Source organism: Salipiger mucosus DSM 16094 (assembly GCF_000442255.1).
In the GTDB taxonomy this organism is placed as follows: domain Bacteria; phylum Pseudomonadota; class Alphaproteobacteria; order Rhodobacterales; family Rhodobacteraceae; genus Salipiger; species Salipiger mucosus.
Map to the genome: position 1 here is coordinate 81,873 of NZ_KE557280.1, position 25,344 is coordinate 107,216.

At 68.1% G+C, this 25,344-nt stretch carries 25 protein-coding genes and 1 pseudogene; 13 read left to right on the forward strand and 13 right to left on the reverse strand.

Translation table 11 applies throughout. The features are described 5' to 3' along the window. Positions 1-161: 161 nt before the first annotated feature. The 4 genes from zwf to SALMUC_RS19050 all read left to right on the forward strand — a co-directional run bounded on the left by zwf (position 162) and on the right by SALMUC_RS19050 (position 4,748). On the forward strand, positions 162-1,622 hold the full coding sequence (gene zwf, locus SALMUC_RS19035) for a glucose-6-phosphate dehydrogenase (RefSeq protein ID WP_020039227.1): 1,461 nt from the start codon (positions 162-164) through the stop codon (positions 1,620-1,622). After that, complete coding sequence (pgl, locus tag SALMUC_RS19040) at positions 1,619-2,296, forward strand: 6-phosphogluconolactonase (protein WP_020039228.1); 678 nt, start codon at positions 1,619-1,621, stop codon at positions 2,294-2,296. The genes zwf and pgl overlap by 4 nt, the downstream gene beginning before the upstream one ends. Before the next feature lie 43 nt (positions 2,297-2,339). Continuing rightward, positions 2,340-3,923 (forward strand): glucose-6-phosphate isomerase, encoded by a 1,584-nt coding sequence (pgi, locus tag SALMUC_RS19045; protein WP_020039229.1) that lies wholly within the window; start codon positions 2,340-2,342, stop codon positions 3,921-3,923. 108 nt (positions 3,924-4,031) lie between these two features. After that, complete coding sequence (locus SALMUC_RS19050; protein ID WP_020039230.1) at positions 4,032-4,748, forward strand: PRC-barrel domain-containing protein; 717 nt, start codon at positions 4,032-4,034, stop codon at positions 4,746-4,748. A gap of 58 nt (positions 4,749-4,806) precedes the next feature. On the opposite strand, the gene SALMUC_RS19055 is transcribed toward SALMUC_RS19050, so the two are convergent. Then, positions 4,807-5,241, reverse strand: coding sequence for a cupin domain-containing protein (locus SALMUC_RS19055; protein WP_037372377.1), 435 nt, complete (start codon positions 5,239-5,241; stop codon positions 4,807-4,809). Between the two features lie 99 nt (positions 5,242-5,340). Here SALMUC_RS19055 and SALMUC_RS19060 point away from each other — a divergent pair, with 99 nt between their 5' ends. From SALMUC_RS19060 to SALMUC_RS19075, 4 genes are all read left to right on the forward strand, one after another. Next, on the forward strand, positions 5,341-5,961 hold the full coding sequence (locus SALMUC_RS19060; protein WP_020039232.1) for a holin-associated N-acetylmuramidase: 621 nt from the start codon (positions 5,341-5,343) through the stop codon (positions 5,959-5,961). Continuing rightward, positions 5,952-6,503: a holin family protein gene (locus SALMUC_RS19065; protein WP_020039233.1), complete on the forward strand. Its 552-nt coding sequence runs from the start codon at positions 5,952-5,954 to the stop codon at positions 6,501-6,503. The genes SALMUC_RS19060 and SALMUC_RS19065 overlap by 10 nt, the downstream gene beginning before the upstream one ends. Before the next feature lie 95 nt (positions 6,504-6,598). Next, entirely contained in the window at positions 6,599-7,744 is a 1,146-nt protein-coding gene (locus SALMUC_RS19070; RefSeq protein ID WP_020039234.1) for a trans-sulfuration enzyme family protein, read from the forward strand. Further along, positions 7,741-8,784, forward strand: a complete 1,044-nt coding sequence (locus SALMUC_RS19075; protein WP_020039235.1) for a sensor histidine kinase — start codon at positions 7,741-7,743, stop codon at positions 8,782-8,784. Before SALMUC_RS19070 ends, SALMUC_RS19075 begins: the two co-directional genes overlap by 4 nt. A 33-nt stretch (positions 8,785-8,817) precedes the next feature. On the opposite strand, the gene SALMUC_RS19080 is transcribed toward SALMUC_RS19075, so the two are convergent. Next, the gene (locus tag SALMUC_RS19080; protein ID WP_020039236.1) at positions 8,818-10,038 is read right to left on the reverse strand and encodes an NADP-dependent isocitrate dehydrogenase; all 1,221 of its coding nucleotides are present in this window, start codon (positions 10,036-10,038) and stop codon (positions 8,818-8,820) included. Between the two features lie 161 nt (positions 10,039-10,199). Here SALMUC_RS19080 and SALMUC_RS19085 point away from each other — a divergent pair, with 161 nt between their 5' ends. Together SALMUC_RS19085 and SALMUC_RS19090 are read left to right on the forward strand one after the other, a co-directional pair. Next, positions 10,200-10,526, forward strand: coding sequence for a hypothetical protein (locus SALMUC_RS19085; RefSeq protein WP_020039237.1), 327 nt, complete (start codon positions 10,200-10,202; stop codon positions 10,524-10,526). Then, positions 10,523-12,070 carry a methyl-accepting chemotaxis protein gene (locus tag SALMUC_RS19090; protein ID WP_020039238.1) on the forward strand — a complete coding sequence of 516 codons (1,548 nt, stop codon included), beginning with the start codon at positions 10,523-10,525 and terminating at the stop codon, positions 12,068-12,070. The genes SALMUC_RS19085 and SALMUC_RS19090 overlap by 4 nt, the downstream gene beginning before the upstream one ends. A 119-nt stretch (positions 12,071-12,189) precedes the next feature. Here SALMUC_RS19090 and SALMUC_RS19095 read toward each other — a convergent pair whose 3' ends face one another. From SALMUC_RS19095 to SALMUC_RS19140, 10 genes are all read right to left on the reverse strand, one after another. Further along, on the reverse strand, positions 12,190-13,398 hold the full coding sequence (locus SALMUC_RS19095; protein ID WP_020039239.1) for a multidrug effflux MFS transporter: 1,209 nt from the start codon (positions 13,396-13,398) through the stop codon (positions 12,190-12,192). A gap of 147 nt (positions 13,399-13,545) precedes the next feature. Then, on the reverse strand, positions 13,546-14,190 hold the full coding sequence (locus SALMUC_RS19100) for a DsbA family oxidoreductase (protein WP_020039240.1): 645 nt from the start codon (positions 14,188-14,190) through the stop codon (positions 13,546-13,548). 76 nt (positions 14,191-14,266) lie between these two features. Next, positions 14,267-14,929 carry a Crp/Fnr family transcriptional regulator gene (locus SALMUC_RS19105; protein ID WP_020039241.1) on the reverse strand — a complete coding sequence of 221 codons (663 nt, stop codon included), beginning with the start codon at positions 14,927-14,929 and terminating at the stop codon, positions 14,267-14,269. 41 nt (positions 14,930-14,970) lie between these two features. Beyond that, positions 14,971-15,843 carry a 3-hydroxyisobutyrate dehydrogenase gene (gene mmsB / locus SALMUC_RS19110; protein ID WP_020039242.1) on the reverse strand — a complete coding sequence of 291 codons (873 nt, stop codon included), beginning with the start codon at positions 15,841-15,843 and terminating at the stop codon, positions 14,971-14,973. 23 nt (positions 15,844-15,866) lie between these two features. Continuing rightward, positions 15,867-16,898 (reverse strand): enoyl-CoA hydratase/isomerase family protein, encoded by a 1,032-nt coding sequence (locus tag SALMUC_RS19115; protein WP_020039243.1) that lies wholly within the window; start codon positions 16,896-16,898, stop codon positions 15,867-15,869. An 88-nt stretch (positions 16,899-16,986) separates the two neighbouring features. Beyond that, positions 16,987-18,126 carry an acyl-CoA dehydrogenase family protein gene (locus SALMUC_RS19120; protein WP_020039244.1) on the reverse strand — a complete coding sequence of 380 codons (1,140 nt, stop codon included), beginning with the start codon at positions 18,124-18,126 and terminating at the stop codon, positions 16,987-16,989. Positions 18,127-18,278: 152 nt separating this feature from the next. Continuing rightward, positions 18,279-19,418 (reverse strand): glycosyltransferase, encoded by a 1,140-nt coding sequence (locus SALMUC_RS19125; protein ID WP_020039245.1) that lies wholly within the window; start codon positions 19,416-19,418, stop codon positions 18,279-18,281. A gap of 72 nt (positions 19,419-19,490) precedes the next feature. Then, on the reverse strand, positions 19,491-20,618 hold the full coding sequence (locus SALMUC_RS19130) for a carboxylate-amine ligase (protein WP_020039246.1): 1,128 nt from the start codon (positions 20,616-20,618) through the stop codon (positions 19,491-19,493). Between the two features lie 76 nt (positions 20,619-20,694). Beyond that, entirely contained in the window at positions 20,695-21,114 is a 420-nt protein-coding gene (locus tag SALMUC_RS19135; protein ID WP_020039247.1) for a hypothetical protein, read from the reverse strand. A 171-nt stretch (positions 21,115-21,285) separates the two neighbouring features. Beyond that, positions 21,286-22,785, reverse strand: a complete 1,500-nt coding sequence (locus SALMUC_RS19140) for a CoA-acylating methylmalonate-semialdehyde dehydrogenase (RefSeq protein ID WP_020039248.1) — start codon at positions 22,783-22,785, stop codon at positions 21,286-21,288. 105 nt (positions 22,786-22,890) lie between these two features. Between SALMUC_RS19140 and SALMUC_RS19145 the strand changes: the two are divergent. The 3 genes and pseudogenes from SALMUC_RS19145 (at position 22,891) to coaD (ending at position 24,954) form a co-directional block, all read left to right on the forward strand. Further along, positions 22,891-23,819, forward strand: a pseudogene (locus SALMUC_RS19145) (LysR family transcriptional regulator). A gap of 59 nt (positions 23,820-23,878) precedes the next feature. Continuing rightward, positions 23,879-24,313 carry a CBS domain-containing protein gene (locus SALMUC_RS19150; protein ID WP_020039250.1) on the forward strand — a complete coding sequence of 145 codons (435 nt, stop codon included), beginning with the start codon at positions 23,879-23,881 and terminating at the stop codon, positions 24,311-24,313. Positions 24,314-24,462: 149 nt separating this feature from the next. Continuing rightward, on the forward strand, positions 24,463-24,954 hold the full coding sequence (gene coaD, locus SALMUC_RS19155) for a pantetheine-phosphate adenylyltransferase (RefSeq protein WP_020039251.1): 492 nt from the start codon (positions 24,463-24,465) through the stop codon (positions 24,952-24,954). 17 nt (positions 24,955-24,971) lie between these two features. Here coaD and SALMUC_RS30575 read toward each other — a convergent pair whose 3' ends face one another. Further along, on the reverse strand, positions 24,972-25,133 hold the full coding sequence (locus SALMUC_RS30575) for a hypothetical protein (protein ID WP_020039252.1): 162 nt from the start codon (positions 25,131-25,133) through the stop codon (positions 24,972-24,974). Positions 25,134-25,344 lie beyond the last annotated feature (211 nt).

Consider the following 25,344-nt stretch of genomic DNA (forward strand, 5'->3'; position numbering starts at 1 on the left):
TTCGCTCGCCGCGAAGCAGCGAAAGTCAGCCGTTGCCGCGACGCGGCGCGGTGTTAGACTCGTGGCGAAAAATGGGATAGGAATGGCCTCGGTTAGCGCTAACACCGTTGGCCGCGCAGCAAGGAATATCCATGCCCCATACAACTGGAGTTCGCCCCGAGATGGTATCCCGCGTCATTCCCGTCGATCCCTTCGACCTCGTGATCTTCGGCGGCACCGGCGACCTTGCCCGCCGCAAGATCCTGCCCGGTCTTTTCCGCCGTTTCCGCTCGGGCCAGATGCCCGAAGGGGCACATGTCATCGGCGCCGCGCGTTCGGACATGGACGACGCGGCCTACCGCGACATGGTGCGCGAGGCGATCGGCGAGCACGGGGGCTCGGAAGCCAAGGATTCCAAGGCCCTCGAGCATTTCCTAGAGCACGTGCGTTACGTCGCCGTGGATGCACGCGGCAACACCGGCTGGGACGCGCTGAAGGAGGTTCTCCGCGAAGACGAGGGGCTCGTGCGGGCCTTCTATTTCTCCGTGGGGCCCGGCCTCTTTGCGGAATTGGCAGAGGGCCTGCGCCGCCACGGGCTGGCCGATGCCGAGACGCGGATCGTGGTGGAAAAGCCCTTCGGTCACGACCTCGAAAGCGCGCGCGCGCTGAACGAGGAACTGGCCCGACATTTCCACGAAACGCAGATCTACCGGATCGATCACTACCTGGGCAAGGAGACGGTGCAGAACCTCATGGCCGTGCGCTTCGGCAACATGCTGTTCGAGCCGCTGTGGAACTCGCAATACGTCGACCACATCCAGATCACCGTGGCCGAGACCGTGGGCGTGGGCGGGCGCGGGTCCTACTACGACAAGTCGGGCGCGATGCGGGACATGGTGCAGAACCACCTGATGCAGCTGCTGTGCCTGATCGCGATGGAGCCGCCGGCGCGGTTCGAACCCGACGCGGTGCGCGACGAGAAGCTCAAGGTGATCCGCGCGCTCGATCCGGTGGACCCGGATTCCATCGTGCGCGGACAGTATACCTCGGACGGCACGGTGAACTCCTACCGCGAGGACGCCGAGAACCCGCTTTCGAAGACCGAGAGCTTCATCGCGCTCAAGACCTACATCTCGAACTGGCGGTGGGCGAACACGCCCTTCTACCTGCGCACCGGCAAGCGGCTGAGCGCGCGGGCCTCGGAGATCGCCGTGGTGTTCAAGGACGCGCCGCACTCGATTTTCGGCATCGACGCGGGGCGCCATTCCAACGTCCTGTCGATCAGGCTGCAGCCGAACGAGGGCATGACGCTGGGTGTCACCATCAAGGAGCCGGGTCCGGGCGGCATGCGGCTTGTCGACGTGCCGCTGGACATGACCTTCGCCGACGCGCTTGGACCAGAGGCCGAGGAAGTGCCGGACGCCTACGAGCGGCTCATCATGGACGTGATCCGGGGCAACCAGACGCTTTTCATGCGCGGCGACGAGGTCGAGGCCGCCTGGGCCTGGACCGACCCGTTGATCGAGGGCTGGCAGCGCCGCGGGGATTCGCCCAAGCCCTATGACGCGGGCAGCAGCGGCCCGGACGATGCGGCCTTTCTCATCAACCGGGATGGCCGTCGCTGGAGAGGAGTTCGCCAATGACCTTCGAGTTCCGCGAATATCCCGACCGCGAGATGCTGGCGATGGATCTCGCCAACCAGATCGCCGGAGAGCTGCGTGCCGCGCTGTCCCATGACAAGCGGGTCGCGCTGGCGGTGCCCGGCGGGACCTCGCCGGGACCGGTCTTCGACACGCTCTGCGCGGCCGACCTGAACTGGTCCGGCGTCGACGTGCTGTTGACCGACGAGCGCTGGGTGCCCGAGACCTCGGAACGCTCCAACACCCGGCTGCTGCGCGACCGCCTGCTGGTGAACCGCGCGCGGGCGGCGGGCTACCTTCCGCTTTATTCCGACGCGGGCCCGGCCGAGGCATGCCTGGACAATCTCGCCGAAGCGATCCGCCCGGTGCTGCCGCTCGCGGTGGTGCTGCTGGGCATGGGCGCGGACAAGCACACCGCCTCGCTCTTTCCCGGCGCGGATCGGCTGGACGAGGCGCTGGACGACGACGCGCCGATCCTGCTGCCCATGCGCGCGCCCGGCGCGGCCGAGCCGCGCATCACGCTGACGGCTCCGGTGCTGGCCGGGGCCATGCGCAAGCACGTGTTGATCTTCGGCGCGGAAAAACGCGCCGCGCTCGAGGGTGCGCGGGGCATGTCGCCGAAAGAAGCGCCGATCAACGCGGTGCTCGACGATGCCGTCGTGCACTGGGCAGAATGACAATAAAACAAAGGCCGGAAACGGCATGACGAGAGGGACAGCCATGTGGGACGACCTGAAGGGCCTTGCCGCCGCGCGCAAGGACCGGCGCATCGAGAGCCTCTTTGCCGAGGACGAGGGCCGCGCCGCGGACTTTTCGGTGCGCATGGGCGACATGCTCTTCGACTATTCCAAGACCCAGCTTGACGCCGAGGTGCGGGCGGCGCTGGTCGATCTGGCCGAAGGCTGCGAGGTCGCAAAGCGGCGCGATGCGATGTTCGCGGGCCAGAAGATCAACGAGACCGAGGGCCGCGCGGTCCTGCACACGGCGCTGCGCAACCTCGATGCCGCGCCGGTGCTCGTCGACGGGGCCGACGTGATGCCCGAGGTGCTCGAGACGCTGACGCGGATGGAGGAGCTGGCCAACGAGCTGCGCGCGGGGTCGGTGACCGACGTGGTCAATATCGGCATCGGCGGCTCGGACCTGGGGCCGGCCATGGCCTACCGCGCGCTCTCGCCCTATTGCGACGGGCCGCGCTGCCACTTCGTCTCGAACGTCGACGGCGCCGATATCGCCGACACGCTCGACGGGCTCGACCCCGAGACGACGATCTTCATCATCGCCTCCAAGACCTTCACCACCATCGAGACCATGACCAACGCGCGCACTGCGTGGGACTGGATCGAGGATCGCGGCGTCTCGACCGAAGGCCGCTTCATCGCGCTCAGCTCGAACCAGGGCAAGGCGGCGCAGTGGGGCATCTCGGCGGACCGGGTCTTCGGCTTCGAGGACTGGGTCGGCGGACGCTATTCCATGTGGGGGCCGATCGGGCTTTCGCTGATGATCGCCATCGGGCCCGAGGATTTCCGCGCCTTCCTGGCGGGCGGGCAGGAGATGGACCGGCACTTCCGCGACGCGCCTCTGTCCGAGAACATGCCGGTGATGCTGGCGCTCGTGGGGATCTGGCACAACCAGGTGCTGGGCCATGCGACGCGCGCCGTGCTGCCCTACGACGACCGGCTCGCGCGGCTGCCGGCCTACCTCCAGCAGCTCGAGATGGAGAGCAACGGCAAGGGCGTCAGCATGGACGGCAGCGACCTTGCGGTGAACTCCGGCCCCGTGGTCTGGGGCGAACCGGGCACCAACGGGCAGCACGCCTTCTACCAGCTCATCCACCAGGGCACCCGGGTCGTGCCCTGCGAGTTCATGGTCGCCGCACGCGGCCACGAGCCCGCGCTGGCGCATCACCACGCGCTTCTCATCGCGAATTGCCTCGCGCAGTCCGAGGCGCTGATGCGCGGCCGATCGCTCGACGAGGCGCGGGGCAAGGTGGCGGGCCAGTTCGAGGGCGCGGAACTCGAGCGGCAGGCGCGGCACCGGGTCTTTCCGGGCAACCGGCCATCGACCACGCTGGTCTATCCGCTGCTCGATCCTGCGACGCTCGGGCGCATCGTGGCGCTCTACGAACACCGCGTTTTCGTGGAGGGCGCGATCCTCGATATCAACTCTTACGACCAGTGGGGCGTGGAGCTGGGCAAGGAGCTCGCAACCGCGCTGGGGCCCATGGTCTCGGGGGAGGCCGACGCTGGCGACAAGGATGGCTCCACCCGGCAGCTTCTCGCATTCGTGCACGGGAATATGGGCTGAAGTTCCATGAAATGACGTAATTTAAATAATTTAGGTCATCGCGGAACGGTGAGGCGATCTGCTTGTTGTCTGTGCAGTGAGACACTTCACATGACGGAGGACACGATAATGATGACTCGCCTTACCACGACCGCAGCCGTGATCGCGCTGACCGCAGGCACCGCAGCCTATGCCGATTCGCATGACGGCGACGCGATGGAGCAGACCGAGCAGTCCGCAGAGCAGACCATGGAAAGCGCCGGCGAGACCGTCGAGAACGCGGGTGAAGCTACGGCCAACGCCGCCGAAGATGCAGGTGAAGCGACCGCTGACGCTGCCGAGGAGATGGGCGAAGACGTCGAGCAGGCCGCGGAGAACGCTGCAGCCGAAGGCGAGCAGGCCATGGAAGAAGCCGGCGACGAGATGGCCGAGGCCGGCGAAGAAATGGAGCAGGAAGCCGAAGAGATGGCGAACGACGCCGAGAGCCTCTTCGCCAACGACACCAACATGATCCGCACGCGCGACATCACCGGCGGTGCCGTCTATGCCATCGACGCCGAGGGCGGCGAAACCGACTGGGACTCCACGACGACCTACGACTCGGTCAACAGCGACTGGGATAACGTCGGTACCATCGAAGACATCGTTCTCAACGCCGACGGCTCGTTCAAGGGCATCGTGGCCGAGGTTGGCGGCTTCCTCGACATTGGCGACAAGCACGTGATGATCGAGATCAATGACGCCAAGTTCGTGCCGGTCGAAGACCAGACCTACGCCGTGGTGACCAACTTCACCGCCGACGAGCTGGACAGCATGGAAGGCGTTGACGAGGCACCCTACAACTAATCGGGTGATCTCTCGAGATTGAGAGGCCGGGGCGGTAGCGCCCCGGCCTCTTTTTTTGTCAGCCGGTCGGTGCCGGAATGTCGAAGCCGGGCGCCGCAAGTTCGAAGCCCTCGAAGCGGAAGGCGGGCGAGACGGTGCAGCCCACGAGCGTCCAGTCGCCGGTCGAGCGCGCCGCCTGCCAGTGACCTTCCGGCACGATGAGCTGCGGCGCCTGACCGGAGGCCAGGTCGGCACCCAGCATCAGATCCTCGCGCGGGCCCGCGTCGGTGGCAGAGATAGACAGCACCAGCGGCGCCCCGGCGTAAAAATGCCAGATCTCGGTGGCATCCACCCGGTGCCAGTGGCTGCTTTCGCCCCCTTTGAGCAGGAAGTAGATCGAGGTCCCGGAGGGGCGTTCGCCCTCGGGCGCCTCCGCGATCCAGGTCTGCCGGAAATGTCCGCCCTCGGGATGCGGGGCGAGGTCCAGCTGCTTGATGATCTGGTCGGCCGTCATGGCGTGCATCCGTGCGCTCCCCTGAAGCTTGGTTAACCATTTCTGACAAGGCTTCGCTGCGAGGGAAACCCCTCGAGAGGCAAAGAGCGGAGCTGAGAGATGACACCCGACGACACGGTCCGGCGCATTGCCGAAGGAATCGTCGCCCGCGAAGGCGGCTACGTGAACGATCCGGACGACCCGGGCGGGGCCACCAACCACGGCGTGACGATCCACACCATGCGGCGGCTGGGGCTCGACCTCGACGGCGACGGTGACGTGGATGCGCGCGACGTCCGGCACCTGACCCGCGAGCAAGCCATCGAGATCTTCCTGCGGCACTACTTCGAGCATCCCCGGATCGGTGAACTGCCTGCGCCACTGCAAGCCACTGTCTTCGACATGTACGTGAATGCCGGGGCGAACGCCGTGAAGATTCTGCAGCGGCTGCTGGGCGAGATGGGCGAGCGCGTGAGCGTCGACGGCGTCATCGGGCCGCAGACGCTGGGTGCTGCCGCGCGGGCCCATGCCGCCGCGCCTGACCACATCGTCGACGCCTACGGGATCGCGCGGCGCAACTACTATTTCGCCCTGGCCGACCGGCGCCCCGCCAGCCGCAAGTACGCGCGCAGCCGCGCCGGCGGCAAGGGCGGCTGGATTCGCCGGGCCGAGGAGTTCATCGCGCCGCGCTACCACATGAGCGCGGCGCAGTTCCGCGCGCGGGTGGCGGCATGGGACTGATGGAGCGGCTTTTCGGCATGATCTTCGGCTCCGGCGGCAACGTGGTCAAGGAGACCGCCGAGGTGTTCCGCGTCAACGCCGAGGCCCAGGCCACGCGCGACGCGGGCCTGCGCGAGGCTGCGCTCGAGCAATTCGCGGCCGAATTCGCCGCGCCGCGCCGGTCGCGGTTCGACAGGCTTATGGACGCGCTCAATCGTCTGCCGCGTCCGGCGATGGCGCTGGGGACGCTGGGGCTTTTCGTGGCGGCAATGGTGGACCCGGCCTGGTTCGCGGCGCGCATGACCGGCATCGCGCTGGTGCCGGAGCCGCTGTGGTGGCTGCTGGGCGCGGTGGTGAGCTTCTATTTCGGCGCGCGGCACCAGGCCAAGGGGCAGGAGTTCCAGCGTCAGCTCACCGCGGCGATGGCGGATGCCCCGCGCGTGATGGGGCAGTTGCGCGAGATCGAGGCGCTTCGCGCGGCGCCGGAGGCGGCTCATCCGCCGGACGACACGCTCGTGCAGGAGAACGCTGCCCTCGCGGACTGGCGCGCCACACGCGGCTGACCGGCGCTCTTGCCGACCCGGGGGCGCTGTGGCACCTGTTGCCCGACGCAAACGGCGGAGGGCAGGGGATGCGCAAGACATTGATGAGACCGGAGATGAAGACGGGTGTCTCGACCCCGGTCGTGACACCCATCATGCCCGCGGCGGTCTATGCCGCGGACAGCCCCGACGCGCTCGACGCGCAGTACGAGGGCCGGACCGAGGGCTACACCTATGCCCGGGAGGGCCATCCCAACGCCGATGTGGTGGCCACACGCATCGACGCGCTCGAGGGGGCCGAGGGCGGCATCGTCACGGGCTCGGGCATGGCCGCGGTCTCGGCCGCGCTGCTGGGGCTGCTGTCTTCGGGCGATCACGTCGTCGGCGCCGACCAGCTCTACGGCCGCTCGCTGCGCATGATGTCCGAGGACCTGCCGCGGCTGGGGATCGCCACGACGCTCGCTGACGCGGGCGATGCCGACAGCATCGCGCAGGCGCTGCGCCCCGAGACCAGGATGGTTCTGATCGAGCTGGTCTCGAACCCGACGCTGCGGCTGGCGGAGCTCGACGGGATCGCGGCACTCTGCCGCGAGCGGGGCATCCTTCTGGCGGTCGACAACACCTTCACGACCCCGGCCAGCGTTCAGCCGCTGGCACGCGGGGCCGATATCGTGATCCACTCGGTGACCAAGCTGCTGGCCGGCCATGCGGACGTGACGCTGGGCTACGTCGTGGCCAAGGATCCCGCCATCAACGACCGGATGCGGGTTTTCGCCGTGACCGCGGGGCTGACGCCCAGCCCCTTCGACTGCTGGCTCGCGGAACGCGGCCTGATGACCTTCGGCCTGCGCTTCGAGAAGGCGCAGGAGACCGCCGGCGCGCTGGCCGAGTTCCTGTCCGGTCAGCCCGGCGTCCGCCAGGTGCTCTATCCCGGGCGCGCCGACCACCCGGACGCGGCGCGCACGCAAGCGCTGCTGCGCGGGCGTCCCGGCACCATGCTGAGCTTCGAGATCGAGGGCGGGCGCCCTGCCGCCAATGCCTTCTGCGAGGCGGCCGATGGCGTGGCCTTTGCGCCCACGCTTGGCGACGTCGGCACGACGCTCTCGCATCCGGCGTCCTCCTCGCACCGCGCGCTCACCCCTGAGGGGCGCGCCGCGCTCGGCATCTCCGAGGGGTTCTTCCGCGTGTCGGTGGGGCTCGAGGAGCCGGAGGCCCTCTGCGCCACCTTCGCCGAGGGGCTCGCCGCGGCGCGCGGCGCATGATGCAGACCGATGTGCGCCGGGTCGTCGATGCGGTGCCGCTGCCCGCGCTGGTGATCCGCGCGGACGAACGCGTCGCGGCCGCCAACGCCGAGGCGCTGGCGCTGCTGGGCCCCGAGCTCGAGGGGCGGCATTTCATCACCGCCCTGCGTCAGCCCGTGCTGCTGGATGCCGTCGAGGGCACCTTCCGCGACGCCGAGCCGCGCATGACCCGCTTTCTCGCGCGGGACGAGCGGCAGGACACCACCTTCGATGTGTCCTGCCGCACGCTGCCGCTCGACGGTGCGCCGGGGGTGATGCTGACGTTCCAGGACATCACCCACCTCGAGCAGGCCGGCCAGATGCGCCGCGATTTCGTCGCCAACGTCAGCCACGAGCTGCGCACCCCGCTCACTGCGCTGCTTGGCTTCATCGAGACACTGAAGGGTCCGGCCCGCGACGATGCGGGTGCGCGGGACCGTTTCCTCGACATCATGGAGGCCGAGGCCGGCCGGATGGAGCGCCTCGTGGGCGATCTGCTGTCGCTCAGCCGGGTCGAGGCCGAGGAGCGCGTGCGACCCACCGATCCGGTGGATCTGCCGGGGGTGGTGCGCTCGGCGCTGAACCGGCTCGCGCCGCTGGCCGAAGAAGCCGAGGTGGCGTTGGACCTGGACCTTGCGCAGGATCAGCTCGAGGTTTCGGGCGACGAGGACCAGTTGCGGCAAGTGGTGGTGAACCTCGTCGAGAACGCGGTCAAATACAGCGGCTCCGGGTCCGAGGTCCGGGTCGGGTTGTCCGCGCCCGCCTACCAGCCTCGTTTGCGCGGGCAGGGGGTGGTGCTGTCGATCTCGGACACCGGGCCGGGCATCGAGCCGATCCACATTCCGCGCCTGACGGAACGGTTCTACCGGATCGACAACCACCGCTCGCGCGAGATGGGCGGCACCGGGCTGGGGCTGGCGATCGTCAAGCACATCGTCAACCGCCACCGCGGCCGGCTGCGCATCGACAGCGCGCCCGGCAAGGGCACGACCTTCCGGGTGATCCTGCCGATCCGCGCGTGACCGGGGTCGCGCAGGGTCACGCGCCGAGCGCGTTCAGGCCGCCTCGGCCAGGGCCTTGTCGAGGTTCGCGTCGATCTTCTCGAGGAAGCCCGTGGTGGTCAGCCATTTCTGGTCCGGTCCCACCAGAAGCGCGAGATCCTTGGTCATCCAGCCGGATTCGACCGTCTGCACCACGACCCGTTCCAGCGTTTCCGCGAAATGCAGCAGCTCGCCGTTGCCGTCGAGCTTGGCGCGGTGCTTGAGCCCGCCGGTCCAGGCAAAGATCGAGGCGATGGAGTTGGTCGAGGTCGCGTGGCCGGCCTGGTGCTGGCGGTAATGCCGCGTCACGGTGCCGTGCGCCGCCTCGGCCTCGACGATCTGGCCATCGGGCGTCATCAGCTGCGAGGTCATCAGCCCCAGCGAGCCGAAGCCCTGCGCCACGGTGTCCGACTGCACGTCGCCGTCGTAGTTCTTGCAGGCCCAGACGAATCCGCCGTTCCACTTCATCGCGCAGGCGACCATGTCGTCGATCAGCCGGTGTTCGTACCAGATGCCCTTGGCCTTGAACTTGGCGGCGAATTCAGCGTCGAAGACCTGCTGGAATATCTGCAGGAACTGGCCATCGTATTGCTTGAGAATGGTGTTCTTGGTCGACAGGTACAGCGGCCAGCCCATGTCGAGCGCGTAGTTCATCGAGGCGCGCGCGAAGTCCGCGATGGACTGGTCGAGGTTGTACATCCCCATGTAGACGCCCGAGGAGGGGGCCTTGTAGACCTCCTTCTCGATCACCTCGCCGTCCTCGCCCACGAATTTCATCGTCAGCGTGCCGGCGCCCGGGAACTTGAAATCGGTCGCCTTGTACTGGTCGCCGAAGGCGTGCCGGCCGATCACGATGGGCTTGGTCCAGCCGGGGACGAGGCGCGGCACGTTGCGGCAGATGATCGGCTGGCGGAAGACCACGCCGCCCAGAATGTTGCGGATCGTCCCGTTGGGGCTCCGCCACATCTGCTTGAGCCCGAATTCCTCGACCCGCGCCTCGTCGGGGGTGATCGTGGCGCACTTGACGGCGCAGCCGACCTCCTTGGTCTTCTCGGCGGCGTCGACTGTCACCTGGTCCTCGGTCCGGTCACGCTCCTCGATGCCGAGGTCGTAGTAGAGAAGGTCGATGTCCAGGTAGGGCAGGATCAGCTTCTTCTTGATGAAATCCCAGATGATCCGGGTCATCTCGTCCCCGTCCATCTCGACGATCGGGTTCTCGACCTTGATTTTCGACATGCGTGCACCTCTTGCGCCCGGGTTGACTCGCTTATCCCCTAGCGTAATTCTGCGCTGCGGAAAAGCACGGTATGCATTCGTATACTAAAATTGAGCGTATTCGCCCGTGAAATCGGCCATGACTTAACGATTGGACAGGAAACGCGGCGTATCAGGGCCGCATGCAAGCAACCCTGTGCGACATACGCGACCTCGTGACCATCGCTTCCGTGCTGCTCTTCGGGGCGGGGCTGACGCTCGCCTCCGCTCTCGGACCGGCGCCCTCGGCGGCGGGACGGCCGGTGCTGGTGGTGGCGCCGCCCTGGGGGCCGGGTGCACCGGCCATCGTGGCCCTGGCGGGGGGCCGCATCCTGGGCCCGGTCGAGGCGCCCTTCGGCGTGCTTGCTGTCTTCGATGATCCCCGGCCCGCCGAGCGGCTCCTGGCACTGGGTGCCTGGACGGCCTGTGACGCGCGCGCCATGGCGTCCCTTTGCGGAGTGAACGAATGATGACCCGACTGCTGGACCGAATCCGCCGGACGAACGAACCCGTTCTGGTGCTTCTGCTGGGCTACATGCTGCTGCCGGTCCACGTGGTGACGGACCTCTACTTCACCAATGACTACATGCAGGTGAGCGCTTCGGCCCTGGTCCTGCTGCTGGTGGCAACGGTCATGCTGCGCATCGGTTCGCGCTTCGCGGACTACGTGCTGGCCACCGTGCTACCGGTCGAGGTGATGCTCCTTACCGCCGCCTACCAGATGCACCCCTGGCAGATCGACACGCACATGGTCTATTTCGTGATGCTCGCCGGCATCTCGATTCTGGGCCGGATCGACGTGATGCTCTACGGTGCCGGGCTGGTCGCGATCCACCATGCGACGCTGACCTTCTTCATGCCGGCGCTGGTCTACCCTTCGACCGAACTGCTGGAAAACGTCATGCGCACTGCGCTGCACGGCGGGATCGTGGTGATGGAGACCGCGATCCTGATGCTGGCGATTCTTCAGCGCAACGCGGTCAAGGCGCGCATTGCCGAGGGCAACGAGAAGCTCGCCGACGAAAGCCACCGCGCGGCCGAGGCGCAGGCACGCACGGAGGCTGCCGCGCGCGAGACGCGCGAGGTCGTTGCGCTCTTCAACGAGCACCTGCATCGGCTCGCCGACCGCGACCTCTCGTGCACAATAGACAACGAACTGCCCGCGGCATTTGAGTCGCTGCGCCGGGATTTCAATCGCGCGGTCGGACAGCTCAACGGCGCACTCGTGGGCGCACGGGACATGGCCCAGACATTCGACGAGGAAGCGGGCGCGCTCGAGGGCGTGACCGGCGATCTTTCCAGCCGAAGCGAGCGTCAGGCGAACGATCTCAGCAACGCGGCCCGCGCCATGACCGAGGTCACCGAGGCACTGAACAATACGGCGGGCGAGGCTGGAAAGGCATCTGACCGCGCGCATTTCGCCCGCGAAAGCGCGGTCGAGGGCGGGGCGGTCACGGAACGCGCGGTGGCGGCGATGCAGCTCATCGAGCAAAGCTCCTCCGAGGTCGGCAAGATCATGGACCTGATCGATGACATCTCTTTCCAGACCAACCTCCTTGCGCTCAACGCCGGCGTAGAGGCGGCCCGCGCCGGCGAAAGCGGCAAGGGCTTCGCCGTTGTTGCCTCCGAAGTGCGTTCGCTGGCGCAACGGACTTCCGAGGCGGCGGCGGGGGTCAAGCAGCTCATCCTTGACAGCGAACAGCAGGTTGCGAACGGCGCTCAACTGGTGAACGACGCGGGCGCCCGCCTGTCGAGTATCGTCGACGAGGTCTCGGCGGTGAGCAGCATGATCGCGCAGATCCGTGACGACAGCCGCAGCCAGTCCGAAAGCATGGGCACGCTCTCGGAGACCGTGGCGCGGCTTGACGGGGCGACCCAGGACACCGCCGGCCTTAGCGAGGAAATGGCGGCGATGGGCCTGCGCCTGCGCGGCCATGCGCGCGAGCTTGCGCAGGACATGGATGCCTTCCGTATTCAGACGAATGCGCCGGCCCTTCAAAAGGCGCGCGCCTGATCTGGATTGTGCGGCCCGTACCGACGGCGCATCCCCAGCCAAGCCCGGGCACACTCAGGCCCGTGTGCTCGTGGCATGGCCTCTTGAGGCAAACCGCGCAACAGCGTGGCACCACAAGGTCAGGCGGGCTGCGCGGCCTCTTTCCTGGCAAGCCAGCGCATCAGAAGAAGCGCCAGTCCCGCCTCGACACAGATGCCGATGGCCAGCGGAAGAGGCGTTCCATCGAACATCAGCCCCACCGGCACCGCGAAGAGCACCGCCATGACCGTTGCCAGCGCGCCGATGACCGAGGCGGCGAGGCCGGCGATATGGCCCATGGGCTCCATGGCGATTGCGTTGATGTTCCCGACGGTGAGGCCCATCTGGAAGAAGACGGTGACCTGCCAAAGCAGAAAGACGACGAAGCCCCAATCGCCGGATATCCCGCCTGTGAAGAGTGTCACCGTGATGCCGGCCGCCACGAATTGCACCGCAAGCATGGTCGTCACGAGGTAGCGCATCCCCAGCCGCATCACGAGCTTGGCGTTCAGGAAGCTGCCGGTGGCCGCGAAAATGGCCGAGCCGCCGAACCACAACGGAAAGGTCTCGGCGCGTCCGAAGCTGGTATCGTAGATCTGCTGCACCGAGGAGATCATCGAGAACAGCATGGCAAAGATCAGCGCCTGCACGCCGATGGAGATGCGCACCACCGGATTCGACAGGACCTCGCCCACCGCGTGCCGCAGCGTGCCGACGCGGAACGGGCGCCGTTTTTCGCGCGGAAGCGTTTCGGGCAGGCGCAGCATGAGCCAGGCTGCCGAGGCGGCAGAGAACACAACGAAGGCCAGGAAGATCGAGCGCCAGCCGCCGACGTCGATGATCAGTGCCCCGATCGAGGGCGCGAAGGCCGGAAAGACCGTGAAGACCATCATGATGAAGGACATGATCCGCGCCATGCCGCGCCCGGAAAAGAGATCGCGCAACACCGCGAGGGCCACGACGCGCGGGCCCGCCGCACCCAGGCCCTGCAGCACCCGGGCGCCAAGCAGCAGCTCGAGCGTGTCCTCCTGCGCGGCCACCAGCGACATGACGATATAGACCGCGGCGCCGCCGAGGATGACCGGCTTGCGCCCGAAGCTGTCCGACAGCGGCCCCGTGAAGAGCGTGCCGATCCCCATGCCCAGCACGAAGCTCGTGATCACCAGCTGCGCGCGGTTGAGATCGTCCGGCGAAAGCTCGGCCCCGATCTCGGGCAGGGCGGGCAGCATGGCGTCGATGGAAAAGGCGATGGTGGCGATAAGCATCGCGAGAAGCGCGATGAGTTCGGTCCGGCCAGGGGGCGATTGCATGGCATCCTCGGGATGGCACCCCCGGCTGCGGGGTCCGCGGGTCTGGAAATGGTGACTGTCACCAACCGCTCTGTCCGAGATGCGTTCCGCCGTAAAGATGCCCGCCGCCCGAAAGCCGCCATGCGCCAAACGCATGGCGGGCCCCGGTCAGGCCTCGGGGTCGGCGCCGGCGCGCAACTCGTCGATGACGCGTGTCCAGAGTTCGGGCGGCTGCGCGCCCGGCACCGCGTGACGTCCGGCGACGACAAAGGTGGGCGCCGCGGTCACACCCATGCCGCGGGCGGTGGCGTCCATTTCCACGATTTCCTTGCGGTCCGCGTCCGAGCGCAGCAGCCGCATGATGAGGCTCGCGTCGAGCCCGCAGCCGTCGGCGAGATCGCCCAGAACCTCGGCGTCGCCGATGTCGCGGCCCTCGACGAAATAGGCCCGGAAGAGGGCCGAGACCATCGCGGTCTGCACCCCCTCGATCTCGGACCAGTGCAGCAGGCGATGCGCGTCATGCGTGGGCGGCGTCCGCGTGATGGCATCGAGATTCATCGCGATGCCGGCCTGTTCGGCCTGTTCGTGCACGGGGCGATAGGCCTCTTCGGCGCCCTCGGGCCCGCCGAACTTGGCCTCCAGGTAGGCGCGCCGGTCCATGCCCTCGGCGGACATTTCTGGGTTGAGCATGAAGGGCCGCCAGCGGATCGTGAAGCCGTGGTCCGGGCGCTCGGCGAGGGCGCGGTCGAGGTTGGCCTTGCCGATGTAGCACCAGGGACAGATCGGGTCCGAAAAGATGTCGAGCGTGACCATGCGTCTCTCCTTTTCAGACCCTCGTATCAGGCGCGGAGAAGAATTGCGACAGCGACGGGAGTCGCGGGCGACGGGCTCAGTCGGCCTCGGCCAGGGCGCGCAGCGTCTCGGGGTCGATCAGTCGCACCTCGCCCCGGCCCAGTTGAAGGAGTCCGCGCCGGGCCAGCGCGTCGAGCCGGCGCGAGACGACCTCGCGTGCCGATCCGATCATCGTGGCGATCTCTGCGTGGGTTGCGCGCAGGGTGCCGTCCTCGGCCCGTTCGAGCAGGACGCGTGCCAACCGGCATTCCACCCGCTGGAAGGCCACGCGCTCGAGCAGGTGCATCATGCCCTGCATCCGCTGCGCGAATGCGGCGAAAACGAAGCTGCGAAAGGCCGGGTCCCGGTCCATCAGCGACAGGAAGAGGCTACGCGGCACGAGGACGAGCGTGCAGTCCTCGCGCACCACCGCTTCGCCCGAGTAGTCCTCGCCGCCAAGCAGGCCCAGCGTCGACTGGATGCAACTCTGCCCGGGCTCGACGGCGTAGAGCAGGATGTCGCGGCCGGTGGAGCCCGTGAGGAAAACGTCGATCCGCCCGGCGAGCACGAGGACGAAGCCCTTGACCGTCTCGCCCGGGCGAAAAAGCATCGTGCCGCGTGGCGCGTGCTGCGGCGCCAGCCGGTCGAGTGCCGCCGCGCTTTCGGGCGCGAGCGCTGGCAGGGTGGCCGAGGCCGGTGTCTTGCCATGCACGAGGGTCATGGCACCAGACTGGCACCCCGCGCGTGCCCGGTCCAGCGCGCTCAGCCGCGACCCCTTGTCTCGAACCGTGGCAGCATGGCCGAGAAGTCGCGGCCCTTGCCGCCTTCGTCCTCGACGAAGGTGCGGTAGAGTTCGTGCGCGCGGGCGCCCATCGGCGTATCCGCATCGGCGGCCCCGGCGGCCTGCTGCGCGAGTCCGAGATCCTTGAGCATCAGTTCGGCCGCGAAGCCGGGGATATAGTCGTTGTCGGCGGGGCTTTTGGGGCCGACGCCGGGCGCGGGGCAGTAGGTGTTCATCGACCAGCTCGACCCCGACGAGGTCGAGACCACGTCGAACATGGCCTCGCGCGAGAGGCCCAGCTTGTCGGCCAGCGCGAAGGCCTCGCAGGTGGCGATCATGGTCACGCCGAGGATCATGTTGTTGCAGATCTTGGCGGCCTGTCCGTTGCCGGAAGGTCCGCAGTGCACGGCCTTCTGCCCCATGATGTCGAAAAGCGGCTTGGCGGCGGTGAAACCTGCTTCGTCGCCGCCCACCATGAAGGTCAGCGTACCCGCCTGCGCGCCGCCGACGCCGCCCGAGACCGGCGCGTCGAGGGCCGAGAGCCCGGCGGCGCGGGCCTGTTCGCCCACCGCGCGGGCGCTGTCGACGTCCACGGTCGAGCAATCCAGGAAGACCGCGCCCTCGGTCATCGCGGGGATGATCTCGTCCGCGACGCGGCGCAGGATCTCGCCGTTGGGCAGCATGGTGATGACCACCTCTGCCCCGCGCGCGGCCTCGGCCGCGGAGCCGGCGCTCGCGGCGCCTTCGACAGTGACGCCCGCGACGTCGAACCCGGTGACCTCGTGGCCCGCCGCGACGAGATTGGCCGCCATGGGCCCGCCCATGTTGCCCAGCCCGATGAATCCGATCTTCATGTCTTTCTCCTCCCTCGATGGCGTCAGAGCGCCAGTTCGTCCTCCCCGAGCGGTGCCAGCAGGGCCGCGACCGCCTCGGGCGTCGCCTCCTCGGGGCCCAGCCGCCAGCTCGGGCTGCGATCCTTGTCGATGATGGCCGCGCGCACGCCTTCGAGGAAGTCGCCGCGCTCCATGATGCGGTGCGCGACGCGGTATTCCTGGCGCAGGGCGGCGCGGATGTCGCCCCCTTCGCTGCGCAGGCGGCGCAGCATCTCGAGCGTGGTTGCCATCGAGAGCGGCGAGTTGCGGCCAATGGCTTTGCGCGCCCGGGCGGCGACCTCGCCCTCGGCGGTTTCCAGCGCGGCGGTGATGCCGGGCAGGGTGCCCGCGGCATAGAGCGCGTCGATTTCGGGTTGTGCCGCCTGCAACGGGCTGTCGGGCGGGGCCTGCCGGGCGCTGTCGATCTCGGCCGGATCGCCGGTCTCGACGAGGCGCGCCTTGAGCGCGGGCCAGTCCGCCTCTGGCACGAAGTGGTCGGCAAAGCCCGCGTGCAGTGCATCGCCCGGGCCCATACGGTCGGCGGTGAGCCCCAGGTGATCGCCCAGCCGGCCCGGCGCGCGCGCCAGCAGCAGCGAGCCACCGACGTCCGGCACGAAACCGATGCCGCATTCGGGCATGGCCACCTGCACGCTTTCGCCGACAATGCGGTGCGGGCAGTGCCCGGCGAGGCCCACGCCGCCGCCCATGACGAAGCCGTGCAGGAAGGCCGCGATGGGCTTGGGATATTCCGCCAGCTTGGCGTTCATGCGGTACTCGTCGCGCCAGAAGCAGCGGCCGCTCTCGTAGTCTCCATTCGTGCCTGCGCGCTGGATCTGCGCCACGTCGCCGCCGGCGCAGAAGGCGCGCTCGCCCTCGGCGTCGATCATCACGAGGGAGACGGCGTCGTCGGTGGCCCAGGCATCGAGCGCGCGTTCGATCTCCATGCACATGTCGTAGGTCAGCGCGTTGAGCGCCTTTGGCCGGGTCAGCGTGATGCGGCCGGCGCGGCCTTCGGTGCGGATCTCGATATCGCTCATGTGCGGCCCTTTCGTCGGTGTTCGCCAAATTCCTTCGAAGGAATTTGCAAAAGTCTTCGAAGACTTTTGCGGCTCAATCCCGAGGCATTCAAGACGCGACCAGGTCGCGCGCCACGATGAGCCGCATGATCTCGTTGGTGCCCTCGAGGATCTGGTGCACGCGCAGGTCGCGCACCGTCTTCTCGATGCCGTAGTCCGCGAGATAGCCGTAACCGCCGTGCAGCTGGAGGCACTGGTCGGCGATGCGCGAGCCGGCCTCGGTCACGAATTTCTTGGCCATGGCGCAGAACTTGCCGGCATCCGGCGCGCCCGTGTCGAGCTTCCAGGCCGCCTGGCGCAGGAAAGTCCGCGCCGCCTGCAGCTCGATCTCGATGTCGGCAAGGCGGAACTGCAGCGCCTGGAACTTGTCGATGGACTGGCCGAAGGCCTTGCGTTCGGCCATGTAGGCCAGCGTCGCGTCGAGCGCGGCCTGCGCGGCGCCCAGCGAGCAGGCCGCAATGTTGAGCCGCCCACCGTCGAGCCCGGCCATGGCATAGCGGAATCCCTTGCCTTCCTCGCCCAACAGGTTCGCGCGGGGTACGCCGCAGTCGTCGAACTGAACCTGCCGGGTGGGTTGGCTTTTCCAGCCCATCTTCTGTTCGAGACCGCCGAAGCTGAGCCCCTCGGCGCCGTCCTCGACCACCAGGGCCGAGATGCCGCGCGGGCCGGCCTCGCCGGTGCGGCACATGACGACATAGGCGTCGGAATATCCGCCGCCTGAGATGAAGGCCTTGGTTCCGGTCAGGCGGTAGGCCTCGTTGGTGGATTCGGCCCTGGTGCGAAGCGCGGCCGCGTCCGAGCCCGAGCCCGGCTCGGTCAGGCAGTAGGAGAAGATCGTCTCCATGCTGAGCGCCCCGGGCAGGAAGCGCGCGCGCAATTCCTCGGAACCGTAGGCGTCGAGCATCTTGGCGCACATGTTGTGAATCGACAGGAAGGCCGCCACCGAGGGGCAGGCCATCGAGAGCGCCTCGAAGACCAGCGTCGCGTCGAGCCGGGAGAGCCCGGCGCCGCCGTTCTCCTCGCTCACGTAGATGCCGGCGAGCCCCAGTTCGGCGACACGGGGCCAGAGTTCGCGGGGGATCGTGCCCGCCTCTTCCCAGGCGCGGGCGTTGGGCGCGATGTGCTCCTGCCCGAAGCCCTGCGCCATTTCGAAGATCGCCTGCTGCTCCTCGCTGAGTGCAAAATCCATCGGCCCCTCCTCCTGGCGTGGAAATTGAACGGTTGTTCAGATTGTGTCGGGAGTCGTGGCGCGATGCAAGGGGACCAGCGCGCGCCATCGCACCCGTGACGCGCGGTCGCGGGCGGGGTCATGCGTATTTGGAACAAGAAGAAGCGCAGGCGTCAGGCCCGCGCCGCCACCGTCTCGCGGATGACGTCCTCGACACGGGCGAGAAGGACGTCGTTGTCGAAGCGCTCGACCGCGGTGCGGCGGGCGGCCTCGGTCATGGCGCTGCGGTCGGGCATGTCGAGAAGCTGACCGATGCAGCGCGCGAAGCCCGCCTCGTCCCACTCCGGCACCAGCAGGCCGTTCACGCCGTGCTCGACCGCCTCGGGGATGCCGGCGTGGCGGGTCGAGACCGGGATGCAGCCGGCGGCCAGCGCCTCCTGGATGGCGGTGGGCAGGCCCTCGGTGTTGCCGTCGCGGGCGGTGACCGAGTGCTGCAGGAAGATCTCGGTCCGGGCCAGATGCGCGCGGACCTCGTCGTGGGGCAGGGCGCCGGCGAAGGTGACCTGGTCGGCGACGCCAAGCTCGGCCGCAAGGGCCTTGCAGCTGTCGAGCAGGGGGCCGTCGCCGACGACGGTGAGATGCGCCGGGCAGCCCTGCGCGGCCGTCGCGAAGGCACGCAGGGTGACCTGCGGCGCCTTCTTCTCGACCATGCGGCCGACGGCGAGGAAGGAGCCGGGTTGTTTGTCGCCCGGGCGAAAGCGGCGGATGTCGACGCCCGAGGGCACCACGTGGGCGTTCGGATGGGTCACGCGGTGGGCCGCGAGGTTGTCGAGCAGGAACTGCGAGACCGAGAAGACGCCGTCGAGACGCGGCATCATGCGCCGGTACGAGCGCACGCGCTGGCGCGAGCGCAGCGCGCGGCTGGCGTCGGTGCCGCGGAAGTAGGTGAAGACCGGCAGGCCCATGTCCCGGGCGAGCTTCGCCACCACCAGCGCCTGGGTGCCGAACTCGGCCAGCACGACCTCGACGCCCTCGGCGCGCAGCCAGTCCGCGAGGCGCCGGCGGTTGTCGCCGAAGGGGAGGCGGCCGGTGCCCTGCGTGAGGGCGTTCCAGCCCATGGCAAACGGCGCGCGCAGTCGGTCGGGCGTGGAGAGCGGCGCGCGGCGTTCGAAGCGTGGCTTGCCCAGCGGGTCGGTGCCGTTGAAGCGGCCGGTCAGCACGCAGGTGTCGCCGCCGAAGAGGTGCTCGATGTGCCGGTTGATGAAGGTCTCGCCCGGCACGAAGTAGTCGGAGGTGACGATGCAGGTCTTCATGGGCGGCGATGGTCCGGGATGGTTGCGCTGCGGTCTTGTGCCTGCGCGGGCGCCGCGCCGCAAGGGCGGGGCTCAGAGCGCCTCGTGGAACTCCCGCACGAGATGGGCCACCACCGCGCGCATCTGCCCGTCGGCATCGGCGCCGCGCGCCTCGGCCTCGGCGCGCACGGCGCGCTGGCGGGTGGCGGAATTGCCCGAGGCGACGATGTCGCGGGTGCGCTCCAGCTCGGCCAGGCAGCCCAGCGCCTCGGCGTCTTGGGCCAGCAGCTCGATGAGTTCCTCGGTCAGTTGCGCCATGGGCTTGATCGCACCGGCGCCGAAGTCGATCAGCCCGCCCTCGAGCCCGTAGCGCTGCGCGCGCCAGCGGTTCTCGGCGATGAGCACGTTGTCGTAGATCCGCCAGCGCTGGTTGCGGGCGCGCAGGCGCCAGAGCATGCGCATGATGCACTGCGCGAGCGCGGCGAGTGTCAGGGCGTCCTCGAGCCGGGGTTGCACGTCCATGATGCGGGTCTCGAGCGTCGGGAACCGCGCCGAGGGGCGCATGTCCCACCAGATCTTGGAGGCGTCCTCGATGATGCCGAGATCGACCAGCACCTGCACCGCGCGGGCATAGTCCTCCCAGTTGGTGAACTGCGGCGGCAGTCCGGTGCGCGGCAGGTTGTCGAAGATCGAGATGCGGTAGCTGGCGAGCCCGGTGTCCTGTCCGCGCCAGAAGGGCGAGGAGGTCGAGAGCGCCAGCAGGTGCGGCAGGAAGTAGCCTGCCTGACGCATGAGATCGGCGCGCAGCCGGTCGTCGCCGAGGCCCACGTGGACGTGCATGCCGCAGATCAGCATGCGCCGGACGACGCCCGCGAGATCGCGCCGCAGGTCGTTGTAGCGATCCTTGTCGGTGTGGTGCAGCGTCTTCCACTCGGCGAAGGGATGGCAGGAGGCCGCTATGGGGGCGAGGTTGTGCTCGGCCGCGTGGGTCGCGACCGTCGCGCGCAGGCGCTTGAGGTCCTCGCGCGCAGCGACGATGTCGGGGCAGGGGCGGGTTCCGATCTCGATCTGGCACTGCAGGTACTCGGGGCTCACCTGGTCGCCGAGATCCGCGACGCAGGCCCGCATCAGCGCCTCGGGCGCCTCGGCGGGCGCGAGGCGGTCGCGGTCGACAAGGAGGTATTCCTCCTCGATCCCGAGACTGAATTCCGGATCGCTCATCCCGGCCTCTCCCGCGCTGTCGCAGGGCCGAGCAAAGCAGAGGTTCGGAGCCACGGCAAGCCGTGCCGCGGGGATCTCAGCCGACGGTCGCCAGCAAGCCCGCGATGGTGTCCTCGGGCTGGTCCAGGAAATCGAGGGCACCCCGCTCGCTTCGGAAGACGCCCACCTCGAATTCCAACATTTCGGACGAGACCTGCTGGTACATGCGCGCCATGCCGAAGGTGAGGTCCTCGGGCGCCAGCACCGCGTGCTCCGTGCCCGGCGTCACCTCGATGTCGAGTGCGGCCTTGCGCGAGACCGTTCGCAGTACGTCGTGGAAGTTTTGGTCGATCTCCTGCACAGGTCGCAGATCGGACAGAAGCTTCTGGTCGGCCGGGATTGTCCCGTCAGGCCGGGCGTGCTCGAGGCCGGCCACGCAGTCCTCGAGTGTCGTGCGACCGTAAAACCGCTGGTACGCCAGGTTGCGGTCCCTCAAGATGAAGACCTCGACACCCATGGCAACTCCTCTCCGAGCCCCTTTCGGAAACCCTCAGGGATCAGGTGGGGTCTGTAAAGTCCGCTTCAACCTTCGGGTGCGGGCGAGAGATGCCAAGGCTCCGCCCGGCGCCAAAAAAAAGGACCGGCGCCTGGGCCGGTCCCTTGTCCTTCTTTGCCCGGCAAGGCGGGATCAGTCCATCGCCTTGAAGTTGAACTCGCCGCCTTCCTTGATGCCCGAGAACCAGCGCGCCGTGACGGTCTTGGTCTTGGTGTAGAAGCGGAAGGCGTCGGGGCCGTACTGGTTGAGATCGCCGAAGGCCGACTTCTTCCAGCCGCCGAAGGTGTGGTAGCTCAGCGGCACCGGGATCGGGAAGTTGATGCCCACCATGCCCACGTTGACGTTGTGCGCGAAATCGCGCGCGGTGTCGCCGTCGGCGGTGTAGATCGCGGTGCCGTTGCCGTAGGGGTTGTCCACCACCAGCTCGAGCGCCTCCTCGTAGGAGCCGGCGCGCACCTGCGTCAGCACCGGGCCGAAGATCTCTTCCTTGTAGATGTCCATGTCCGGCGACGCGCGGTCGAAGAGCGAGGGACCGACGAAAAAGCCGTTCTCGTAGCCCTGAAGCTCGAAGCCGCGGCCGTCGATCACCAGCTCGGCACCCTGATCCACGCCCGAGGCGATGAGGCCCTCGATGCGCTGCTTGGCGGCGGCGGTGATGACGGGGCCGTAGTCCACGTCCTCGCCCGCGGTGTAGGGGCCGACCTTGAGTTTCTCGACGCGCGGCTTGAGCTTCTCGACCAGCCGGTCGGCGGTTTCCTCGCCCACGGGCACGGCCACCGAGATCGCCATGCAGCGCTCGCCCGCAGCGCCGTAGCCGGCGCCCACAAGTGCGTCGGCCGCCTTGTCGAGGTCGGCGTCGGGCATGATGATCATGTGGTTCTTGGCGCCGCCGAAGCATTGCGCGCGCTTGCCGTTGGTCGCCGCGCGGCCGTAGATGTATTGCGCGATCGGCGTCGATCCCACAAAGCCCACGGCTTGCACCGTCTCGTTGTCGAGGATCGCGTCAACGACCTCCTTGTCGCCGTTGACCACCTGCAGCACGCCCTTGGGCAGGCCCGCTTCCTCGGCCAGTTCGGCCAGGCGCAGCGAGGTCGAGGGGCAGCGCTCGGAAGGCTTGAGGATCATCGCGTTGCCGCAGGCCAGTGCCGGCGCCATCTTCCACAGCGGGATCATCGCGGGGAAGTTGAAGGGCGTGATGCCCGCCACGACGCCCAGCGGCTGGCGCATGGAGTAGAGGTCGATGCCGGGGCCGCCGTCGTCGGTGTACTCGCCCTTGAGCATGTGGGGCGCGCCCATGCAGACCTCGACCACCTCGAGCCCGCGCTGCACGTCACCGCGTCCGTCGGGCAGGGTCTTGCCGTGCTCGCGGCTGACAAGCTCGGCCAGCTCGTCCATGTGCTCGTTGATGAGGGCGCCGAACTTCATCATCACCCGCGCGCGACGCTGCGGGTTGGTAGCGGCCCAGCCCTTCTGCGCCTCGGCGGCGCTGGCGACGGCGGCGTTCAGTTCCTCGACGGTGGCGAGCGGCACGCGGCCCTGCACCTCGCCCGTGGCCGGGTTCATGACGTCCGAGAAACGGCCCGATGTCCCCTTGACCCGTGCGCCGTCGATGTAATGCCAGAGCTCTTCCATGATCGATCCTCCTTGGATGATTTGCGGCCACTCTACTCTTGCAAAAATGCCGGTCACAGGGGCAATCTGGCAAAAAGGTTTTGCGTGATTGCAAAGGGTGACGCCATGCAGGAGCAATGGGACGACCTGCGCGTCTTTCTCGCCGTCGCGCGCGGGAAAGCCTCTCGTCAGCGGGGCGCGTGCTGCGGATGGACCCGGCGACCGTGGGCCGCCGCGTGGCGCGGCTCGAGCAGGGGCTGGGCGCGCCGCTTTTCGTCAAGTCGCCGCAGGGCTACGCGCTGACCGAAGCGGGCGGACGCCTGCTGCGGCACGCCGAGGAGGCCGAGCAGGCGGTCGGCCTCGCGACCGAGGCGGTGCGCGGCCGGGCCGAGGGGCTCTCGGGGCAAATCCGCATCGGCGCGCCGGACGGGGCCGCGAACTTCCTGCTGCCGCAGGTCTGCGCGGCGATCGCGGCGCAGAATCCCGACCTCGACGTGCAGATCGTGGCGCTGCCGCGGGTCGTGAACCTCTCGCGGCGTGAGGCCGACATGGCGGTCGCGGTCTCGGCACCCACGGCGGGGCGCCTGGTGGTGCAGAAACTCACCGACTACCGGCTGCACCTCGCCGCCTCCGAGGACTACCTCGCGCGGCATGCACCGATCCGGACCCGCGCGGACCTGCAGGGGCATCGCGTCGTCGGCTACATCCCGGACATGATCTTCGACAAGGAGCTGGATTACCTCGCCGACCTGGGGCTCGAGCGGGTGCGGCTGGCCTCGAACTCGGTCTCGGTGCAGTTTCACTGGCTGCGGCAGGGGGCGGGCCTTGGAATCGTGCACGACTTCGCGCTGCCCGCCGCGCCCGGCCTGCGCAGGGTGCTGACCGACGAGGTGAGTCTCAGCCGCAGTTTCTACCTCGTGCGGCACGCCGACGATCGACGGCTCGAGCGGCTCAACCGCTTTGCTGCCGCCCTGGCCGAGGGGTTGCGGCACGAGTTGCAGCGGCTCGAGGCGCTGGCCGATGGCACGATAACCTCGTCGAAAGGTCTGACTTGACAGAATGTCGCGGTCTGCGGAACGCTGAAAGCTCAAGTCAGGTGAGGAGGACCAGACGCATGCAGGTGCAACAGATTCTGAACGACAAGCCGGTCACGGGCGTCATCACGGTAAAGCCTGGGACCAGCGTGTCGGACGTGGCGAAACTTCTCAGCGAAAAGCGCATCGGCGGCGTCGTTGTCTCCGAGAACGGCGAGACCGTCGCGGGTATCCTCTCCGAGCGCGACATCGTGCGCGCGCTGGCCGCCAGCGGGGTGTCCTGCCTCGATGGCACCGCCGAGAGCCTGATGACCAAGGCGGTCGAGGTCTGCGCGCTCGACGAGGACACCGACAAGGTGCTCGCCCGAATGACCAACGGCCGGTTCCGTCACATGCCGGTGGTGCGCGACGGGGCGATGATCGGCCTCATCTCGATCGGCGACGTGGTCAAGGCGCAGATATCGGAACTGGCTATGGAGAAGGATGCCCTTCAGGGCATGATCATGGGATACTGACCCTTTCGGGTTGCATTCGGTAACGCAATATTGTTGCGTTTGCCGGACTGCACCCGCCGGCGCGGGGCCGTGGGGCGGGGCATGTCCGTGTGTCCATCGCTGTCCGGGCCCGTTCCGGCGCATGGACCACTACGGGAGGCCCCATCCCCATGCGCATCGGACTCTACCCGGGCACCTTCGATCCCATCACCATCGGTCATATCGACATCATTCGCCGCGCCGCCGCGCTGGTGGATCGGCTGGTGATCGGCGTGGCGATCAACCGCGACAAGGGCCCGCTCTTTTCGCTCGAGGAACGGGTCGCGATGATCGAGGCGGAATGCCGCGCACTCTCGGCCGAGACCGGAACCGAGATCGTGGCGCATCCCTTCGAGAATCTGCTGATCGACTGCGCTCATGACGTGGGCGCGCAGATCATCATCCGCGGCCTGCGGGCCGTGGCGGATTTCGAGTACGAATTCCAGATGGTGGGGATGAACCGCGCGCTCGACAGCAGCGTCGAGACGGTCTTCCTGATGGCCGAGGCGCGGCACCAGGCGGTCGCCTCGAAACTGGTCAAGGAGATCGCGCGGCTGAACGGGGACGTGTCGAAATTCGTCACGCCGCCGGTGCGCGAGGCGCTGGAGGCCAAGTTCGGCTGACCTCCGGCGCCGGCGCGTCAGGCGCCGTAGACCGCGCGGTGCGCGATCCGGTGGGCGTCGGCCCGGTCGAGGTCCAGGTCAAGCGCCACGTCGAGCGGCATGGAGCGCAGCTCGCGCACGGCACGGTGGTAGCGGGCGCGGCGTTCGATGCGGGTCTTCAGGGTCGAGAACATGGTCATGTCGTTCTCCTTCGTTCGGGCGCCAGCGTGCGGCGCGGGTGGTTGCTACGTTTGCGCTAAACCTAGGGATGCTGCGTTGCAGCACAATCTCCAAAAACTGGAGCCCGGCCTGCACTCTCTGCATGGCGGATGCAGCGCCCCGGCCCGAACGAAAACGCCCGCCGCGAGGTCCGCGACGGGCGTCTGACTGTCTGCGCCGATGTCGGCGCGG

Coding starts and splice junctions, on each gene's coding strand:
- SALMUC_RS19150 (WP_020039250.1), top strand. CDS start 23,879: ATGCAGGTGCAACAGATTCTGAACGACAAGCCGGTCACGGGCGTCATC.
- SALMUC_RS19115 (WP_020039243.1), bottom strand. CDS start 16,898: ATGAGCGATATCGAGATCCGCACCGAAGGCCGCGCCGGCCGCATCACG.
- SALMUC_RS19085 (WP_020039237.1), top strand. CDS start 10,200: ATGCAAGCAACCCTGTGCGACATACGCGACCTCGTGACCATCGCTTCC.
- SALMUC_RS19140 (WP_020039248.1), bottom strand. CDS start 22,785: ATGGAAGAGCTCTGGCATTACATCGACGGCGCACGGGTCAAGGGGACA.
- pgl (WP_020039228.1), top strand. CDS start 1,619: ATGACCTTCGAGTTCCGCGAATATCCCGACCGCGAGATGCTGGCGATG.
- SALMUC_RS19120 (WP_020039244.1), bottom strand. CDS start 18,126: ATGGATTTTGCACTCAGCGAGGAGCAGCAGGCGATCTTCGAAATGGCG.
- SALMUC_RS19090 (WP_020039238.1), top strand. CDS start 10,523: ATGATGACCCGACTGCTGGACCGAATCCGCCGGACGAACGAACCCGTT.
- SALMUC_RS19100 (WP_020039240.1), bottom strand. CDS start 14,190: ATGGTCACGCTCGACATCTTTTCGGACCCGATCTGTCCCTGGTGCTAC.
- pgi (WP_020039229.1), top strand. CDS start 2,340: ATGTGGGACGACCTGAAGGGCCTTGCCGCCGCGCGCAAGGACCGGCGC.
- SALMUC_RS19075 (WP_020039235.1), top strand. CDS start 7,741: ATGATGCAGACCGATGTGCGCCGGGTCGTCGATGCGGTGCCGCTGCCC.
- SALMUC_RS19105 (WP_020039241.1), bottom strand. CDS start 14,929: ATGACCCTCGTGCATGGCAAGACACCGGCCTCGGCCACCCTGCCAGCG.
- SALMUC_RS19130 (WP_020039246.1), bottom strand. CDS start 20,618: ATGAGCGATCCGGAATTCAGTCTCGGGATCGAGGAGGAATACCTCCTT.
- mmsB (WP_020039242.1), bottom strand. CDS start 15,843: ATGAAGATCGGATTCATCGGGCTGGGCAACATGGGCGGGCCCATGGCG.
- SALMUC_RS19060 (WP_020039232.1), top strand. CDS start 5,341: ATGACACCCGACGACACGGTCCGGCGCATTGCCGAAGGAATCGTCGCC.
- SALMUC_RS19125 (WP_020039245.1), bottom strand. CDS start 19,418: ATGAAGACCTGCATCGTCACCTCCGACTACTTCGTGCCGGGCGAGACC.
- SALMUC_RS19055 (WP_037372377.1), bottom strand. CDS start 5,241: ATGACGGCCGACCAGATCATCAAGCAGCTGGACCTCGCCCCGCATCCC.
- zwf (WP_020039227.1), top strand. CDS start 162: ATGGTATCCCGCGTCATTCCCGTCGATCCCTTCGACCTCGTGATCTTC.
- SALMUC_RS19135 (WP_020039247.1), bottom strand. CDS start 21,114: ATGGGTGTCGAGGTCTTCATCTTGAGGGACCGCAACCTGGCGTACCAG.
- SALMUC_RS19065 (WP_020039233.1), top strand. CDS start 5,952: ATGGGACTGATGGAGCGGCTTTTCGGCATGATCTTCGGCTCCGGCGGC.
- SALMUC_RS19080 (WP_020039236.1), bottom strand. CDS start 10,038: ATGTCGAAAATCAAGGTCGAGAACCCGATCGTCGAGATGGACGGGGAC.
- coaD (WP_020039251.1), top strand. CDS start 24,463: ATGCGCATCGGACTCTACCCGGGCACCTTCGATCCCATCACCATCGGT.
- SALMUC_RS19050 (WP_020039230.1), top strand. CDS start 4,032: ATGATGACTCGCCTTACCACGACCGCAGCCGTGATCGCGCTGACCGCA.
- SALMUC_RS19070 (WP_020039234.1), top strand. CDS start 6,599: ATGAAGACGGGTGTCTCGACCCCGGTCGTGACACCCATCATGCCCGCG.
- SALMUC_RS30575 (WP_020039252.1), bottom strand. CDS start 25,133: ATGACCATGTTCTCGACCCTGAAGACCCGCATCGAACGCCGCGCCCGC.
- SALMUC_RS19095 (WP_020039239.1), bottom strand. CDS start 13,398: ATGCAATCGCCCCCTGGCCGGACCGAACTCATCGCGCTTCTCGCGATG.